At 64.5% G+C, this 17,349-nt stretch carries 16 protein-coding genes; 9 read left to right on the forward strand and 7 right to left on the reverse strand.

The annotated features are described in order from the left end of the window. Window positions 1-23 precede the first annotated feature (23 nt). Window positions 24-752: an AzlC family ABC transporter permease gene (locus tag AC1D10_RS19310; RefSeq protein ID WP_477274591.1), complete on the forward strand. Its 729-nt coding sequence runs from the start codon at window positions 24-26 to the stop codon at window positions 750-752. Beyond that, window positions 749-1,045, forward strand: a complete 297-nt coding sequence (locus AC1D10_RS19315) for an AzlD family protein (RefSeq protein WP_477274593.1) — start codon at window positions 749-751, stop codon at window positions 1,043-1,045. The genes AC1D10_RS19310 and AC1D10_RS19315 overlap by 4 nt, the downstream gene beginning before the upstream one ends. A 184-nt stretch (window positions 1,046-1,229) precedes the next feature. Here AC1D10_RS19315 and AC1D10_RS19320 read toward each other — a convergent pair whose 3' ends face one another. The 3 genes from AC1D10_RS19320 to AC1D10_RS19330 all read right to left on the reverse strand — a co-directional run bounded on the left by AC1D10_RS19320 (window position 1,230) and on the right by AC1D10_RS19330 (window position 4,673). After that, window positions 1,230-3,074 (reverse strand): aminopeptidase P family protein, encoded by a 1,845-nt coding sequence (locus tag AC1D10_RS19320; protein WP_477274595.1) that lies wholly within the window; start codon window positions 3,072-3,074, stop codon window positions 1,230-1,232. Between the two features lie 142 nt (window positions 3,075-3,216). Next, complete coding sequence (locus tag AC1D10_RS19325) at window positions 3,217-4,089, reverse strand: 50S ribosomal protein L11 methyltransferase (RefSeq protein ID WP_477274597.1); 873 nt, start codon at window positions 4,087-4,089, stop codon at window positions 3,217-3,219. An 8-nt stretch (window positions 4,090-4,097) separates the two neighbouring features. Further along, window positions 4,098-4,673 (reverse strand): SCO family protein, encoded by a 576-nt coding sequence (locus tag AC1D10_RS19330; protein ID WP_477274599.1) that lies wholly within the window; start codon window positions 4,671-4,673, stop codon window positions 4,098-4,100. Window positions 4,674-4,862: 189 nt separating this feature from the next. Between AC1D10_RS19330 and AC1D10_RS19335 the strand changes: the two genes are divergently transcribed. The 3 genes from AC1D10_RS19335 (at window position 4,863) to AC1D10_RS19345 (ending at window position 6,839) form a co-directional block, all read left to right on the forward strand. Then, entirely contained in the window at window positions 4,863-5,369 is a 507-nt protein-coding gene (locus AC1D10_RS19335) for a CreA family protein (protein ID WP_477274601.1), read from the forward strand. A gap of 71 nt (window positions 5,370-5,440) precedes the next feature. Continuing rightward, complete coding sequence (locus AC1D10_RS19340; RefSeq protein WP_477274603.1) at window positions 5,441-6,082, forward strand: DapH/DapD/GlmU-related protein; 642 nt, start codon at window positions 5,441-5,443, stop codon at window positions 6,080-6,082. Window positions 6,083-6,413: 331 nt separating this feature from the next. Then, entirely contained in the window at window positions 6,414-6,839 is a 426-nt protein-coding gene (locus AC1D10_RS19345; protein ID WP_477274605.1) for a low affinity iron permease family protein, read from the forward strand. A 34-nt stretch (window positions 6,840-6,873) separates the two neighbouring features. On the opposite strand, the gene AC1D10_RS19350 is transcribed toward AC1D10_RS19345, so the two are convergent. Next, window positions 6,874-7,740 (reverse strand): SDR family NAD(P)-dependent oxidoreductase, encoded by an 867-nt coding sequence (locus AC1D10_RS19350; RefSeq protein WP_477274607.1) that lies wholly within the window; start codon window positions 7,738-7,740, stop codon window positions 6,874-6,876. Window positions 7,741-7,977: 237 nt separating this feature from the next. Here AC1D10_RS19350 and AC1D10_RS19355 point away from each other — a divergent pair, with 237 nt between their 5' ends. Continuing rightward, on the forward strand, window positions 7,978-8,259 hold the full coding sequence (locus tag AC1D10_RS19355) for a hypothetical protein (protein WP_109668212.1): 282 nt from the start codon (window positions 7,978-7,980) through the stop codon (window positions 8,257-8,259). Window positions 8,260-8,348: 89 nt separating this feature from the next. Here the strand turns inward: AC1D10_RS19355 and AC1D10_RS19360 are convergent, their stop codons facing one another. Continuing rightward, on the reverse strand, window positions 8,349-8,924 hold the full coding sequence (locus tag AC1D10_RS19360; RefSeq protein ID WP_477274609.1) for a TMEM175 family protein: 576 nt from the start codon (window positions 8,922-8,924) through the stop codon (window positions 8,349-8,351). 70 nt (window positions 8,925-8,994) lie between these two features. Then, window positions 8,995-10,467, reverse strand: coding sequence for an MATE family efflux transporter (locus AC1D10_RS19365; RefSeq protein ID WP_477274611.1), 1,473 nt, complete (start codon window positions 10,465-10,467; stop codon window positions 8,995-8,997). 135 nt (window positions 10,468-10,602) lie between these two features. Here AC1D10_RS19365 and AC1D10_RS19370 point away from each other — a divergent pair, with 135 nt between their 5' ends. Further along, the gene (locus AC1D10_RS19370; protein ID WP_477274613.1) at window positions 10,603-11,391 is read left to right on the forward strand and encodes a L,D-transpeptidase; all 789 of its coding nucleotides are present in this window, start codon (window positions 10,603-10,605) and stop codon (window positions 11,389-11,391) included. An 88-nt stretch (window positions 11,392-11,479) separates the two neighbouring features. Here the strand turns inward: AC1D10_RS19370 and AC1D10_RS19375 are convergent, their stop codons facing one another. Beyond that, complete coding sequence (locus tag AC1D10_RS19375; RefSeq protein ID WP_477274615.1) at window positions 11,480-12,961, reverse strand: esterase-like activity of phytase family protein; 1,482 nt, start codon at window positions 12,959-12,961, stop codon at window positions 11,480-11,482. Window positions 12,962-13,273: 312 nt separating this feature from the next. Here AC1D10_RS19375 and AC1D10_RS19380 point away from each other — a divergent pair, with 312 nt between their 5' ends. Both AC1D10_RS19380 and AC1D10_RS19385 read left to right on the forward strand, forming a co-directional pair. Continuing rightward, window positions 13,274-15,685 (forward strand): GcvT family protein, encoded by a 2,412-nt coding sequence (locus tag AC1D10_RS19380; protein ID WP_477274617.1) that lies wholly within the window; start codon window positions 13,274-13,276, stop codon window positions 15,683-15,685. Between the two features lie 12 nt (window positions 15,686-15,697). Then, window positions 15,698-17,251 (forward strand): trimethylamine methyltransferase family protein, encoded by a 1,554-nt coding sequence (locus tag AC1D10_RS19385; protein ID WP_477274619.1) that lies wholly within the window; start codon window positions 15,698-15,700, stop codon window positions 17,249-17,251. Window positions 17,252-17,349 lie beyond the last annotated feature (98 nt).

Here is a 17,349-nt window from a genome sequence, read left to right on the forward strand (position 1 = left end):
CCGCCGTTCCCGAGGAGTGGTCGATGGCGACGGACGCAATTTCCGAAAGCAGCGCGAAAAGCGATTTCTGGCAAGGCGTGCGGCTGTCGATGCCGGTCGTGGTGGCATCGGCGCCGTTTGCGGTGCTGTTTGGCGCGCTCGCCGTCGATAATGGCTTCTCGGTGTTCGAAGCCTTCCTGATGAGCGCGCTGGTGTTCGGCGGCGCCAGCCAGATGGTCGGCATCCAGCTGTTCGGCCAGCATGTGGCGCCGTGGCTGATCGTGCTTTCGATCTTCGCCGTCAACTTCCGTCATGTGCTCTATTCCGCCGGTATCGGCCGGCGTATCGCGCACTGGCCTGTCATCCAGCAGGCGCTTGGCTATTTCATCCTCACCGATCCGCAGTTCGCTGTTGCCGAGGCGAGGGCGCAATCCGGCCAGACGGTCGGCTTCGCCTGGTATCTGGGACTTGGCCTGCCCGTCTACGTCTTCTGGGTGATCGAAAGCGCGCTTGGCGCGGTGTTCGGCAAGCTGATCCCCGACACGCATGCGCTGGGCATCGATTTCCTGCTGCCGATCTATTTCCTCGGCCTTGTCCTGGGCTTTCGCAAGCGGCCCTTGTGGTTGCCGGTGGTCATTGCCAGCACTGCTGCCTCGATCATCGCCTACAAGACGGTCGGCTCGCCCTGGCACGTCTCGATCGGTGCGGTTGCCGGTGTGCTGCTTGCCGTCATCCTGCCGCCTCACCACAGCGGCGTGAAGGCAAGGCCATGAGCACGACATTCTGGATCATCATCGCCGCTGCGATCGCGACCTATCTGACGCGCATCGGCGGGCATCTGGTCATCTCCCGCTTCGACAACATCCATCCGCGCGTCGAGGCCGGCCTCAACGCCGTGCCGGCGGCGGTGCTGACGACGCTGGTGGCGCCGGAGCTGCTGAATGCCGGACCGGCGGAATGGGCAGCACTGGTCGTCACCGCCGTGGTTTCGCTGCGCGGCGGACTGATGGCGATGTTTCTGGCGGGCGCGGCGGTGTTGATCGTCGCTCGGCAGTTCGTCGGGTAGGGCATGTCGAATTTCAGGTGATGACGGCCTGCAAACGGCGGTTTCCTGCGCTTCCGGAGCTCACGTACAAAAAGTACGCTCCGCTCCGGTTCTCGGACCCACCTTGTTTGGTCGCTTCGCGCCCTTCTTCGACTCCGGCTCGTCCTGACCTGAATCTCGACACGCCTTCGGGCGCTTCAGAAAATCAAATCTTCGCATCATGCGGCAGCGGCGCGGTGGCCTTTTCCAGCCAGGCCAGCGTTTCGCCGTCGAGCATCGGCCCGATCTCGGCCAGCACGCGGGCGTGGTACGTGTCGAGCCAGTGAAGCTCGTCGCGCGTCAGGAGATCGGTGCGCACCAGGCGGGTATCGATCGGCGCTAGCGTCAATGTCTCGAAGCCGTGCATGGCGATGTCGCCGCCTTCGACCTGTGTCGCCGGCGTCACCAGGATGAGGTTTTCGATGCGGATGCCGTAAGAACCTTCCTTGTAATAGCCGGGCTCGTTTGACAGCATCATGCCTTCGAGCAGCTTTTCGGTGCCGGTGCGGGCGATGCGCTGGGGGCCTTCATGCACGGCCAGATAGGAGCCGACGCCATGGCCAGTGCCGTGGGCGAAGTCGCAGCCGTGCTTCCACAGCGCCATCCGCGCGACGGCGTCGATTTCCGAGCCGCGCGTGCCGGCGGGGAAACGCAGCGTCGAAATGCCGATCATGCCTTTCAGCACCAGCGTGAAGCGTTCGCGCATTTCCTCGGTCGGCTGGCCGACCGGCACTGTGCGGGTGATGTCGGTGGTGCCGTCCTGATACTGGCCGCCGGAATCGAGCAGGAACAGCTCGCCTGCCTGCAGCTTGCGGCTGGTGGCGCGCGACACCCGGTAGTGCATGATGGCGCCGTTCGGGCCGGCGCCGGAAATGGTGTCGAAGGAGATGTCGCGCAGCGGCATCTGGGTTTCCTCGCCGGTCTGCCGGCGCGTCTCTTCCAGCCTGGTCACCACGGCAATCTCGTCGAGTGAGCCGGGTTTTTGGCGCTCCAGCCAGCACAGCAGCTTGGCCACCGCGGCACCGTCACGGCGATGTGCGGCGCGCGAACCGTTGATCTCGGCCTGGTTCTTGGTGGCGCGCGGGATGCGGGCGGGATCGGGCGCGGCAATCACGGCGCCGCCATTGTCCTCGACCAGCATGCGCAGCCTGTCGGCCGCCAGCACCGGGTCGAGCGCGATTTTCGCACCGCCCTTGGCAAGAGCCACGATCGCCGCCTCGAACTCGCCGGGCTCGTGCGGCTCGGCGAGTTGCGTGAGATAGGCCGCGACCTGTCGTGAGAATTTGCGCCGGTCCATGAACAGCTGGTGCGACCCGTCGGCGGCGAGGATGGCGAAGCCGAGCGCCAGCGGCGTGTGCGGCACGTCGCCGCCACGGATGTTGAGGGTCCAGGCTATGGAGGAGGGATCGGTCAGCACCGCGTGGGTGGCGCCGTCCTTGGCGATCGCGGTTGCCAGCCGCGCCAGCTTGTCCTTGGCGAGCTCACCGGCAAAACCGATCGGGTGAAGCTCGACGGGGGCCACCGGCGCCTCGGGCTGATCCTTCCAGATGATGTCGATCGGGTTCCTGTCGAGCGGCACCAGCACCGCGCCGGTCTTGTCGGCCGAGGCTTGCAGCGCCTTGACCTCGCTGACCGTGTGCAGCCACGGGTCAAAGCCGAGCCGTGCGCCCTTGCCAAGATTGTCTCTCAGCCAGACGGCTGGCGGGTTGTCGACCAGGCTTTCGATCGAAAAGACGTCGAGATCGACCTCGTGGCGCACCTGCAGCGTGTAGCGTCCGTCGACAAAGACGAAGGCGCGGTCGCGCAGCACGATGGCGACACCGGCCGAGCCGCTGAAGCCGGTCAGCCATTTCAGCCGCGCCGAGCGGTCGGCGACATATTCCCCCTGGTGCTCGTCGGCGCGCGGCACGATGAAGCCGTCCAGCCCGTTGGCCGCCAGCCACTGGCGCAGCAGCGCAACGCGCGGCTTGCCGACGGCCGGGTCGCCCGCGGAATCGAAGGTCTGGAACATTATGGGCCTCCCTGAATTCGGTGCGACCGTAGCGCATGACCCCGAAAATCGGAATCGATTTCCGGCTGGAGCAACCTGCTACAGCGCTGCCTGACTGACAACCGGGCGGGCTTGGTCCAAGCTCGTTGGCGGCGTGTCGGCCTCAATGCTTGAGGTGGATCGTCACCCAGCCCTCGCGATGCAAGGTTCGCACGTGGCGGAAGTTCTGGCCGACATAGGCCGAGACGACAGCGTCGCGCTGGCGCTCGAGGATGCCTGACAGCACGATCGAGCCGCCAAGTGCGATGTGATCGGCCATTTGCGGGGCCAGTCGCATCAGCGGCCGCGCCAATATGTTGGCGACGATGAGATCGAAAGGCGCGCGCTTGCCGAAGATCGGGTGGTGAAAGCCTGGCGCGGTCACCGTCTCCACCAGCGCCTTGACGTGGTTGAGCCGCGCATTGGCGGCTGCTACCCTCACCGCCACGGGGTCGATGTCGGTGGCCAGCACGGGAATGTGCGCCAGCTTGGCGACGGCGATGGCCAGCACCGCGCTGCCAGTGCCGAGGTCGAGCGCATTGCGCGGGTGCTCGCGGCGCATGACCTTTTCCAGCATTTCGAGACAGCCGGCGGTGGTGCCGTGGTGGCCGGTGCCGAAGGCGAGGCCCGCCTCGATCTCGATGGCGAGTTCGCCGCTGTGGCGCTTCCTGCGGTCATGCGCGCCGTGGACGAAGAAACGGCCGGCGCGCACCGGCTTCAAGCCTTCCAGCGAGCGCGCCACCCAGTCGATGTCGGGCAGGGATTCGCGCTCGATCGGCTTCGCTATGGAAAGACCAGCGAGGATGTCCTTGGCCCGCGCCTCGACGGCATCGACGTCGCCATCGGCATAGAGCGACACTTCGTAGAGGTCGCGATCCTCGTCGACCTCCAGCACGGCGATCGGCAGGCCTTCATCCTCGAAGGCTGCCTCGAACGCCGCGAAAATGCGGTCAGCGCCGAGCTTTCCGGCAGTGAAATAGAGTCGCGTCTGGGTCATGACCTGCGTCAGCCTGCGGCCAGTCGCTTCAACTTGGCGATTGCCGTGTCGGAGCTTTCGCCATAGGCGATGGTGCCGGCAAAGTCGCCCCTGGCGTTGAGCAGCAGCACCGAGGCGGTATGGTCCATCGTGTAGTCGCCGTCGCCGGTGTCGACCTTCTTCCAGTAGATACCGAACGCCTTGGCCATGGCGTGGACCTTGTCCGGGTCGCCTGTGATGCCGGTGACGCGGTCGGAGAAATTGCTGACATAGGCGTTCATGACATCGGGCGTGTCGCGCTCCGGATCGACCGAGACGAAATAGGCGTGCAGGTTCTTGCCGTCGTTGCCGAGCGTCTTCAGCCAGCCGGCCAGTTCGAACAGCGTGGTCGGGCAAACCTCGGGGCAATGGGTGAAGCCGAAGAACACGACGCTTGGCTGGCCCCTGAAGGCGGCCTCGGTGATCGGCGCGCCTTTCTGGTCGACCAGCGTAAAGGCGGCGCCGAAGGGCTCGCCGCCATAGTGGCCGCGGTACCAGTCGAAGGTCAGCCAGCCAATGCCGGCCGCCATCAGGACGAGAATGCCGACCAGAATAGAACGCATCATCAGTAGGGTCCGTCCACAGGAATCATCAGGGGCGCCGGCCACGTGCCGCGCAGCATCCTAGTCTTAGCGGTTCGACCCCGCCCAGGCAAAGTGCCGCGTTGCCGCAACTGCGGTGGTGTCCATGTATCTGCTTGCAAAGCCGGGCTGCTCGCCCCACCTGTGACCGGCAAGCTCGAACCGCAGGAGGCTATGTTGCAAGGACTGATTGGGCGAAAACTGATCGGCGGCGCGCTGGCCGCGTGCGTTGTCCTTGGTGCTGGCACGGCAATCGCCGATGAAGTCGGCAAGGTCGGTGTCGACTGGCTCGGCAACGACATCATCGTCGAGGCGATCAAGGATCCGAAGGTCGAGGGTGTGACCTGCCACGTCTCCTATTTCGATCGCGGCATCATCGATCGCCTGCACAAGGGCAACTGGTTCGAGGATCCCTCCGATTCCTCGATCTCCTGCCGCCAGACCGGTCCGATCACCATCGGCGACATCGACATGAGCGAGGGCGGCGAGGAAGTGTTCAAGCAGGGCATCAGCCTGATCTGGAAGAAGCAGGTGGTGAACCGCATCTACGACAAGGCCAACGAGACGCTGATCTATCTGTCGCACTCGCGCCAGGTGCAGAACGGCTCGGCCAAGATGTCGGTCACAACCGTGCCGCTCTACGGCCAGAACGTGGTGTGGACCAACGGCAAGCCGAAATAAGGGAAGTCGTTCGCAGACGGACAATTGCTCCCGTCTTGCGGGAGCAATTGCTCGGGGGTAAAGCCCCCGGCATGGACCGTTCCGAAAATCTCGTCCCGAAGGATTCCGAGCCGCGTATCCATCCGACCGCGGAACTGAAGGCGTGCAAGCTCGGCCGTTATGCCTCGATCGGCGAGCGGGTGGTGCTGCGCGAGGTGACGGTCGGCGATTTTTCCTATTTCGAACGCCATTCGGAGGCGATCTACACGACGATCGGCAAATTCTGCTCGATCGCCGCCAACAGCCGCATCAACGCGCTCGAGCATCCCATTGAACGACTGACCCAGCACAAGGTCAGCTACCGGCCGAACGAGTATTTTCGCTGGCTGGGCGTCGACGCCGCCTTCCGCGAGCGGCGGCAGGCGAAAGCCGTGACCATCGGCCATGATGTCTGGGTCGGCCACGGCGCGGTGATCATGCCCGGGCTCACCATCGGCAATGGCGCCGTCATCGGTGCCAATGCGGTGGTGACGCATGACGTACCACCCTACGCCATCGTCGCCGGGGTGCCCGCCGGACCGCTCAGGTCACGCTTCCCGGCTGCTGTCGCGGCACGGATCGAAGCACTCGCCTGGTGGGACTGGCCGGTCGCAAAGCTCGCCAGGGCGGTTCCGGACATGCAGGCAATGCCGATCGAGGCTTTCCTCGACCGCTGGGAAAACGACGCCGTCTGAACTGACATGCGTCGCGAAAGCGGAGCGACCGCCTGTCTGTGTGCCGGTCGGCGCTTTCGGGAAACCATGTTCCGCGCTCTGCGGACTGAAGCCCCTTCCGCCATGCGGGGGTGGCGCGGCGGAAGGGGCCGGAGGTAAACCGCCGTGAAGCGGAAGGAACAGGTTCTCTCGCCTGCATGGTTACAGTGGCATTGAAGCCATAAGGTGTGTTTGCCGCCTTGTTCCCTTCATGCGTGTGTCCAATTGCGCCTGACGTATTTGTTTGCGCCGGGAACCTCAAACGGCTGCCGGTTGTTTCTCATTGCGCCGCAGCCTTGAGGGATTTCGATAGATGGAAAAGCTTTTCACCAAGATCGCCAACTGGGTCGCCCATGTAACGGGCCTGCCGCTGACATTTGCCGCCTGCTGCCTGATCGTCGTCGTCTGGGCGGTGAGTGGGCCGTTCTTCGGCTTCTCGGACACCTGGCAGCTCGTCATCAACACCGGCACGACAATCATCACCTTCCTGATGGTCTTTCTCATCCAGAACACCCAGAATCGCGACGGCGCGGCGATCCAGGCCAAGCTCGACGAACTGATCCGGGTCAGCGAGGGCCACAACACCTTCATCGGCATCGAACATCTGACCGAATCCGAGGTCGAGGAGATTCGCGACAAATGCGAGCGTGCGGCCAGGCGGCATGACGAGAAGATCGCCGCCTTGGCTGCGAAGAAGGCCGTGGCGCAGAAGCGCGGGCCGAAAAAGCACGCGGCCTGAAAGGCTGAAATTCAGGATCAGTCTCCGAGAACGCTCATTGCTTCATGTAGGCCGCGAAAGGCTCCTTGTAGTCCGGGTGCCAGCGCGACAGGGCGGGGCGGTTCTCGATGATGTCGCCGATCGCCCAGGCCATGCGCTTTTCATCCAGCGGCCGCGCCGCTTCATTGTCCGGGCACAGGATGTAGAAATCGCCCCTGGTCAGGGATTCCAGCATGAAATCAACGACCTGTTCGCCGGTCCAGGCGCCGGCCGGTTTTTCCGTCGCACCCTCTGTGAGGCCGGTAAAGGTGAAGCCGGGGATGAGCAGATGGGCAGCGAGATGGGCGCCGGGTTCGTTGCGCAGCGCATGCGCCAGGCCTTCGGTGTAGGTCTTCACCCCGGCCTTCGAGACATTGTAGGCAAGGTTTCCGGGCGGCGTGGTGATGCCTTGCTTGGAGCCGGTGTTGATGATCAGCCCCGGCTTGGCCGAGGCCAGCATGCGCGGCGCGAAGGCTTCGACGCCATGCACGACACCCCAGAAATTGATGTCCAGCAGCCGCTTCCAGGCGTCGCGGTTTTCCCATGGCTTTCCAGGGTTGTTGCCGACGCCGGCATTGTTCATCAGCAGCGACACGTCGCCGAAGGCGCCGAACGCCCTTTCAGCGAGACGGTCCACTTCATCAGCCTTCGAAACGTCGGCCGCAACGGCGAGCACAGCATCCTCGCCGGCAATCGCGGAGACGGCGCGGGAGGCGTCGTCGAGACGCACGCCGCCGATGTCGGCGAGCACGATCTTCATGCCCATCAATGCAAGCCGCTTGGCGGCCGCAAGACCAATACCGCTGGCGGCGCCGGTGATGACGGCGGTGTTGCCCGGGCCAAGCGCGGGCAGGGCGGTCTGGATTTCGGCGTCGGTGATCATGGCGATGGGTTCCTTCTTTCGATGGCGCCGAACTTAGCGCTGGAACGGGCTTGCGCAAGCCTCTCTGCGCCCAAAGCACATCGCGTTCGAAGGGAATCATGCGGCACGCTCAAGGCGTTGTTTTCATGCTTGTCGTCGTCCGAAAATCGCCGCGCACTTTGGGCGACATGCAGTGGCTCGGGTTGACCAGTCCGGTCGAGGCTGCGCATGTTGCCGTGGCAAATGGAGACTTCCTGATTGACGGACTGGGTTGCAATTCTGAAGGAACAGACCGCTACCGGCGACCAGATGGGCCGCGAGGTGCCGCAGATGCTGGCCAATCCCGACATCAGCGAAGTGCAGGTGAAGACGCTCTTTTCCGCCCTGGAGAAACAAGCCGAGTTCGTCGAAAAGCTGCGCATGGCGCTGGAGAAGTTCGGCCATGATTTCTCGATCATCAAGGCGGCCGAACGGCTGGAGGAGCGCTATGCCGACCTTGCTGCTTCGGTGGCGGAAAAACTGAAGGCGATGCGCAAATAGAGCAATTCCAGGAAAAGTGTGTCGCGGTTTTCCCGGGAAAAGCGCGTAGCGCTTTGCCTTGAGAATTGCGTCAAAAAACTAGATGACAGCTACTTTTCGATCACCCGCGCGAAGCGCGTATCCGGCACGAGCCAGATCATCGCGACCAGCACATAAAGTGCGACGCCGATCCACTGATTGACGAAGGTCAGCAGGACGGCTGCAATGTAGAGGGCTAGAGAGATCTTGCCCTTGCGGTCATTGCCCAGTGCCCTGGCAAAGGCGGTGTTGTTGCCATGCAGTCGATGCAGCGCGGCGGCCAGAATAATGTAGGCGATGGCGCATAGCGCGAGATCGGCGCCATAGACAGCGACCGGCACCGGCGCAAAGTGGTTCTCGCCCATGAAGGCCGTCGTCGCCGGTATCAGCGACAGCCAGAACAGCAGATTGAGGTTCGCCCACAGCACGCGGCCGTCAACGCGCTGCACGGTGTGGAACATGTTGTGCAAATTGTTCCAGTAGATGCCGACGTTGATGAAGGACAGGACGTAGCAGAAGAAGATCGGCCACAACGGCAACAGGGCGGAAACATCCTCGCCATGCGGCACTTTCAGCTCGAGCACCATGATGGTGATGATGATGGCCACGACGCCATCGGTGAACGCCTCGACCCTGCCTTTGCCCAATGGAGCCTCCTTGCGGCGCGGTTGCCAGTCTAGATTTGCTGAGCGGTATCGGGAAAGTGGAGGTCTGTTCTCAGCCGTTCGGCGTCTCAGGCGCCATGTTCGCCCGCTGGCGCGGCACGCCGAGCCCGGTGTCCGGCGGCTCGCCGGCGGCTGGCCTGTCCTCGATCATGTGCATGGTGCGCCAGCGGCCGAAGCGATAGTAGGCCGCGGCCAGCACGAGCGACGTGATCGAGCCGGCCGGAAAACTCCACCACAGTGCTTCCTCGCCGATCACGCCGCGCATGAAATAGGCAAAGCCGGTGCGCACGACCAGCACCGAAATCACCAGGATGATCAGCGGCGGCATCACGGCGCCGGTGGCACGCACTGTGGCGAACAGCACGATGGTGATGCCGAACAGGATAAACGACCACGATGCGACACTGTTGATGTGGACGGCGATGTCGATCGCGGCGCTGTCGCTGCTCAGGAACAGGCTCAGCACCGAGCGGTCGAAAACCGACAGCACCGCAACCAGTGCGCCGGTCAGGACCAGGTTGAAGCCGACACCGGAGGCGGCGATGCGGCCGATCCGGTCCCAGCTGCCGGCGCCGACATTCTGCGCCGCCATCGCGGAGACCGCCGCACCGATGGCGAGGGCCGGCATCTGGATGTAGGTCCAGAGCTGCGCGGCGATGCCGTAGGCGGCGGCGACCTGCGAACCGTAGGAGTTGACGATGCCCATCACCGTCAGCGCCGCCGCCGAGACGACGATCATCTGCAGGCCCATCGGCACGCCCTTGAAGACGACGATGCGCAGCAAGGTGGGGTCGGGCCGCAGCAGAGCGAGATTGGCACCGGCCAGCCGCAGCGGGTGCTTGCGCACATAGAGCACGATCAGAATGGCGATCACGCTCACCGTCTGGCCGATCAGCGTCGCGGTCGCCGATCCGGCGATGCCGAGCTCCGGGAACGGCCCGATGCCGCGAATGAGCAGCGGGTTGAGCACGATGTCGAGGACGACGGCAAGCGCCATGAAGAAGAAGGGCGTGCGCGAATCGCCGGCACCGCGCAGCACGGTCATGACGAAGGACAGAAGGTTCATCATCGGCACGGCGACAAAGATGATGCGCAGATAGGAGCGCGCCAGCGGCAAGGCATCAGCCGGGGTGCCGAGCGTGCCCAGGATGGCGTCGACCCAGATCCAGCCGCAGACCGCCAAGGCCACCGAGACGAGGAAGAAGAAGGTGGCACTGGTGCCGACGATGCGTCGCGCTTCGGGGAGATCGCGGGCGCCGACCGACTGGGCCACCAGGATGGTGGCCGCCATGCCGATGCCAAACACCGTGCCGAGGATGAGGAACAGGACGAGGTTGGCGTTGGAGGTGGCTGTCAGCGCGGATTCGCCCAGGAAACGGCCGACCCAGACGGCGTTGATCGACCCGTTGAGCGACTGCAATACGTTGGAGCCGAGCACGGGCAGGGCGAACAGCAGAAGCGTGCGCGGGATCGGGCCGCTGGTCAGGTCGGCGGTACGCCGGCGCGTGGGCAATTTTTCGTCCATGGCTGGCAACTCGGCGACGGGCGTCTGAGTCCGTGCCTTGATCTAATCATGTTCTCAAAGCCTCCGAAATCGGATATTGATCCTGATGCGTGGGGACCGCATTCCTTTAGAACTTATGGATAAGCCGGGGGGTTCATGTCCGATATTCCGCTGTTGTCTGAGCGCCTGAACCGGCGCGCGTTTCTCGGTGCGTCCGCGCTGGGCGCGGCCTCCGTGGCTCTTTCGGCGTGCACCACGACGGAGGTGGTGACGCCGCCAGTGGCAGCGGCGCCAAGCGATCCGGCTTTCGGCGATGTCGAAAGCATGTATGCGGCGCGCGTCGACGAGGGTTATCAACTGCCGGCAATCCCGGTAGCCAAGATCGATCCGAAGTTCGTGCGCCAGGTCGTGTCCGACCCGACGGGGGAAAAACCCGGCACGATCGTCGTCGATGTCTCCGAGCACTTTCTCTATCTGGTGCGCGACGGCGGCAAGGCTATCCGCTATGGCGTCAGCCTCGGCAAGGCCGGCTTCGGATGGACCGGCAGCGCCGTTGTTCAGGCGAGGAAGAAGTGGCCGGTCTGGACGCCGCCGCCGGAAATGATCCAGCGCCGGCCGGAACTGGCGAAATACAAGGACGGCATGCCGCCTGGCCCGCAGAGCCCGCTAGGTGCCCGGGCGCTGTATCTCTTCCGCGACGGCAAGGACACGATGTACCGGCTGCACGGCACGCCGGAGTGGGATTCCATCGGGAAGAACGCTTCATCCGGCTGTGTGCGCTTCATGAACCAGGACATCATCGACCTCTACAGCCGCGTCAACAGCGTCGCGCCGGTCTTCGTTCGCGCGAACCTGTCGGCCGCCGCGAAGATCACTGCCGTGTCGAACAGGACAGCTGAGCCGATCGATGCGGGCGTACCAAGGGACGCGGAGATATTGAAGTAAGTCCCTTCACGATCTGTAGAACGCTCGCAGACCGAATCGAGATGCACCCTTGCGGACGCGGTTGGTGCGTCCGCAAGGGTGTGTGCGATTACTTCCTGGCGAGGCCGGGAAGCGTGACCTGATAGACCAGGAACATGGTGTCGACATCGGCGCCGTCCTCGGCCTTGTAGGGCGCGCCGACCTGGAAGCCGTCCTGGGTGAGGAAGTCGTTGTCGTTGGCAACGAACAGGAAATAGTCGTCGGGCAGCTTCGGATCGAGCACGCTGACCAACGACATCGCCTCCCACTTTTCCGAGAGGTTGTTCTTGTCGTTCGGCGCGCCGTTGTGCAGGCCGAAGCGGCCAAGCTCGCCCTTGTCGTTTAGGTCGATGAACGGCGTCAGTTTGGCCGGCGTAACCGATGGGTCGAGCACGCCCTTGGGCGCCACCGGCTTGTCGGCGGCGTCGAAGGCGCCACCGGCGATGTCGGTCGCGGCGGAGAGATCGACGATGTTGATCTGGCGAAGCAGCGAGGTGTCGCCCTTCAACCCCTGGCCGTTGCCGCTGTCGCGGGTCAGCATCAGGAATGTCAGGTCCGAAAGGGCCACGATCTCGCTTTGCGCCGCCACCTTGGTCTTGCCCTTGGCATCCTTGAACACCGGCAGAGGCACGACATATTCATGCGCCAGCTTGAGATGGGCGAGGTCGGAAGCGTCATAAACCAGCGCGCGTGTGTTCTGGCGCGTCGCGCCGGAATCGCCGCCATCCTGCCGGGGCGCCGACTGCAGCACGGCGATCAGGAACTTGCCGTCCGGCGTCATCGCCATGCCTTCGAGGCCCTGGTTGTTCTGGCGGCCGGTGTCGGGATCCTTCGGATAGGGCTCGGCCGCACCAGGCCCCGGATTGTCGGAGGCGAAGTTCGGCGTGCCGTGCCGCATCGGCACCAGGGCAGCCGGCGGCTGCGTCGCCGACAGCAAATGGCCGTCGGCCGAGAAGCGGTAGATGTTCGGGCCGTATTCGTCGGAGATGAACATCGAGCCGTCGGGCAGCCGCACGATCGCCTCGTTGTCGAGAGCGAGCTTGCCGTTGGCCTCGGGCAGGATCGGCATGTCGCCGCTTGCTGCGCGCACACCGTTGAGCGGGTCGAGGCCGGTGGCGTCGGCGCCCTTGTCGTCGGTCAAGAGCATGGTGTCGGCGAGTGTTGCCTTGACGCCGGACTGCTCCTTGCCGGCAGCGGGTGCCGCGCCTGGCGCGACCGGTGCGAACTCGATGCCGATGGTGTTGAGGCGTGGCCGGTAATCGGTGGTGCCGACGACATTGTAGCCGCGGTCCGGCAGCAGCCAGAGCGAACCCTTGTAGCCGTCGGCGCCATGCGTCCAGCCGGCGGTGTCGATCGCCATGCCGGAGCCGGAGCCAAACGTCTCGCCGAACTTGTCCTTCTGGCTGGCCGGGATGCGGCCGACGCCGACCAGTCCCTTGTTGACGAAGCTGGTGCCGCCGACGGTCGCGGTGCTGTTGGCGAGCGCCGCCGTCAAGGCGGTGAACAATGCCAGCGCGACGCCTAGCGACGCGGTTCGGTACGGGTGTTTCATGGACAATCCTCTTTGTGACAAAGCATGCCGGAGCGGCCGATGGACGAAAGTCTGAAAGAGGTGGGGCATCGATGATGCCGCGCGCGCCTCCCCGAAAAGCGGTCTACGGCGCGAACATGATGCTTGCGTGACAGCGGGCGGTGCCCGCCCGTCGGCTTCTTCGCACGCCGATAAAAACGCGTGGCCGCGCGAAAGAATTGATCGCCCCATCACACATCAGGTCTACGAAGCGCGGTGTGTTCGCAACGCACTAGACACTTATGTCCAGTAGATATAAGGTGCAGCCTTCGGACCAACCGTGGAGGGGAAGCCTTGAAGTCGCACTACCGCGCAGTCGTCATCGGGGGTGGCGTGGTCGGAGCCTCGGTGCTCTATCATCTGACACGGTTCGGCTGGAGCGATGTGGCGCTGATCGAGCGGGCCGAACTGACGGCCGGTTCGACCTGGCACGCGGCGGCCGGGTTCCACGCACTCAATGCCGATCCCAACGTCGCGGCGCTGCAGGACTACACCATCAAGCTCTATCGCGAGATCGAGGCCGAATCCGGCCAGAACGCGGGCCTGCACATGACGGGCGGCGTCAACATGGCCAGCGATCCCCAGCGCTGGGAATGGCTGAAATCGGCCTGGGCCGTGTTCCAGTCGGTCGGCATCGAAACGGCTCGCCTGGTGACGCCGGAAGAGATCAAGGAGATCTGCCCGATCGTCGATGTCAGCGACGTACTCGGCGGCCTCTACGATTCCAACGAAGGCCATCTCGACCCTTATGGAACGACGCATGCCTATGCCGGTGCAGCGAAAAAGCGTGGCGCCGATATCATTTTGCGCAATCGGGTCGTCGAACTGAAGGCGCGTGCCGACGGGCGCTGGGACGTCCTCACCGAGCAAGGCACCATCATCGCGGAACATGTCGTCAACGCTGGCGGGCTGTGGGCAAAGCAGCTCGGCCGAATGGCAGGCGTCGACTTGCCGGTGACGCCGATGGAGCACCATTATTTCATCACCGAGGACATTCCCGAGGTTGCCGCCCTCGACAAGGAACTCGGGCTTGCGGTCGATCTCGACGGCTTTTCCTACCTCAGGCAAGAGCGCAAGGGCGTGCTGCTCGGCGTCTACGAGCAGAACCCGAAGCATTGGAACATGGATGGCGCGCCATGGGATTACGGCATCGAACTGATCCCCGAAGACATCGACCGCATCAGCCCGGAACTGTCCAAGGCCTATGAGCGCTTTCCGTGCCTGAGGACGGCCGGTATCCGCAAATGGGTCAACGGCGCCTTCACCTTTACCCCCGACGGCAATCCGATCGTCGGGCCGGTGCGCGGACTGAAGAACTACTGGGTTGCGTGTGGCGTCATGGCCGGCTTCAGCCAGGGCGGCGGCGTCGGCAAGTCGCTGGCCGAGTGGATGATTTATGGCGAGCCGCAGGCCGACATCTTCGGCATGGACATCGCCCGCTATGGCGCCTTCGCCGCCAACCGCGAATATCTCAGGCAGACGACGCGCCAGTTCTATTCGCGCCGTTTCGTCATGACCTTTCCCAATGAGCGGCTGCCCGCCGGCCGGCCCTTGAAACGCCCCGGCGCCTATGACGGCATGACGGCGGCGGGGTGCGAATGGACGGCGTCCTGGGGGCTGGAAATCCCGGCCTATTTCGCGCCGATGGGATTTCGCGAGAACACCGCGCTGAAACGCTCCAACGCCTTCGATATCGTCGGCGACGAGGCGCTGCAGGTGCGGCGGGCGGCGGGTCTGGTCGATATCTCGGCTTATGCGCGCTACGCGGTCTCGGGGCCCGGCGCTGAAGCATGGCTTGACCGCCTGCTTGCCTGCAGGCTGCCAAAGCCGGGACAAGCGAGGCTGGCGCCGATGCTCGGCTACGATGGACGGCTGAAGGGCGACCTCACCGTCTTCAACTGGGGCGGTGGCGACTATTGGCTGATGGGCTCCTATTATCTCAGAGAATTCCACATGCGCTGGTTCGAGGCCCATGTGGCGGAGGGCGTCACGGTCACAGACCTTTCCGACACGATGAGCGGCTTCCTGCTGACCGGGCCGAACGCGCGCAAAATCCTGGAGCGCACGACTCATCAGGACATATCGGCTGAGGCGCTGCCGTTCATGGGCTGCGGCTCATTCGACATCGGCATGGTGCAGGCGCGGGTTGCCCGCCTCTCGATCGCCGGCGAGCTCGGCTTCGAGATCAGTTGCCCCATGACCACGCATGCCAGCCTGCGCGAAACGCTGCTGGCCGTGGGCGAGGATCTCGGCCTTGCCGAGATTGGCTACTATGCGCTGAACGCGCTGCGGCTGGAAAAGAGTTTTGGCATCTGGTCACGCGAATTCACGCAGGGCTACACAGCTGGTCAGACCGGTCTCGACCGCTTCATCGCTTTCGGCAAGGGCGACTTCACCGGCCGCGAACCGGCATTGAAACAGCGAGAGGTCGGTAGCGGCCAATGCCTGGTGACCCTGGAGGTCGATGCCGTCGACGCCGACGCCAGCGGCTTCGAGCCGGTCTGGCATCACGGCCGGCGCGTCGGCTTCGTCACGTCGGGCGGCTATGGCTATACGGTGGGCAAAAGCCTGGCGCTGGCGCTCGTCGACCGTGATTTCGCAGGGGAGGGCACGGCGCTGTCGGTGCATGTCGTCGGCACGGAACGGCCGGCGCGCGTCATCGCGGCCTCGCCCTACGATCCCCTGGGCAAAGCGATGCGGCAATGAGGAGGATTTCTGATGGTCGATGACGCGGCACGTGACAGCAGGCGCGAGCGCCGGCGTGGACGGACGGGCGAGGCCGGATCGGAAACCAGCCGCCGGCCCGATTACCGTTCGCTGAAGAACCCGTTCCTGCCGCAGCCGATCTTTTCGGATGATCAGGTCGCCGCGATCCACGACACGGCGTTGCGCGTGCTGGAAGAGCTCGGCATCAAGGTGCTGCTGCCGCAGGCGCGTGAGCAGTTCGCCCGTGCCGGCGCGCTGGTCGATCCGGACACCGACATGGTGCGCCTTGGCCGCGACATGGTGACGGCGGCACTCGCCTCGGCGCCGAAGTCGATCCACGTCCATGCCGGTTCTCGTACCCGCGATCTGACTCTCGAGCTCGGCTCGATGACCTTCCTGGCCGGATGCGGGGCGCCGAATGTCACCGATCTCGAGCGCGGCCGGCGGCCGGGCACACTGGCCGATTTCGAGGATTTGATGCGGCTGGTGCAGCATTTCGACGTGCTGCACATGCTCGGACCCTGCATCGAGCCGCAGGATGTCGACAACCGCTTCCGCCACTATGCCGTCAACCGCGCGCAGCTGACGCTGTCCGACAAGCTTCCGTTCGTGTTCGCGCGCGGTACGCCGCAGGTCGAGGACGGCTTCGAGATGCTGCGGCTGGCGCGTGGTCTGTCGGAGGATGAGTTTCTGGCAAATGCGCATTGCTACACCGTCATCAACACCAACTCGCCTCGCCAGCTCGACATCCCGATGGCGCAAGGCATCATCGATTTCGCCAGGGCAGGTCAGGTCTCGGTCATCACGCCCTTCTGCCTGGCGGGCGCGATGGCGCCGATCACGGTCGCCGGCGCGCTGACGCTGCAGCATGCCGAAGCGCTGGCCGGGCTGACGCTGGCGCAGATCGTGCGGCCCGGCGCGCCGGTGGTCTACGGATCCTTCTCCTCCAATGTCGACATGAAGTCAGGAGCGCCCGCCTTCGGCACGCCGGAGCATGTCAAGGCGACGCTGGGCGCCGGACAGTTGGCGCGGTTGACCGGACTGCCGTGGCGGTCCGGCGGCGGCAGCGCGGCCAATATTTCGGACGCGCAGGCGGCGCATGAGACGCAGTTCGCGCTGTGGGGCTCGGTGCTGGCCGGGGCGACCATGTGCATCCATGCCGCCGGCTGGCTGGAAGGCGGCCTGAGCGTTTCCTTCGAGAAGCTGGTCACCGATGTCGAGGCGCTGCAGACGGTCGCGGAACTCTGCGCCGCGACGCCTGGCGACTGCGATTCCATCGGTTTCGAGGCGATCGCCGAGGTACAGCCGGGCGGCCATTTCTTCTCGGCCGGCCACACCATGGCGCGCTACCGGACCGCCTTCTACGAGCCGCTGGTCGCTGACTGGTCGAATTTCGGCAACTGGACGCAAAGCGGCTCGAAGACGGCGAGCGAGCGCGCCACCGGCGTCTGGAGACGGGCGCTTGCCGATTTCGTGCCTCCCGCTTCGGCCGTCGCCACCGCCGGCGTGCTCGACGAGTTCATCGCCCGGCGCACGCAAGAGGGTGGAGCAGCACCGGTGTCGTGAGAGGTCGCGGAGTTGCGCGAGACGCCTGGCGCTGGCCGCAAACTTTCGCATGTCATCGGTGCCAGGGTCATTGGCAATCGGCGCATCCCGTGCAGAAA

The sequence above is a fragment of the Mesorhizobium sp. P2_A8 genome, from assembly GCF_056404935.1.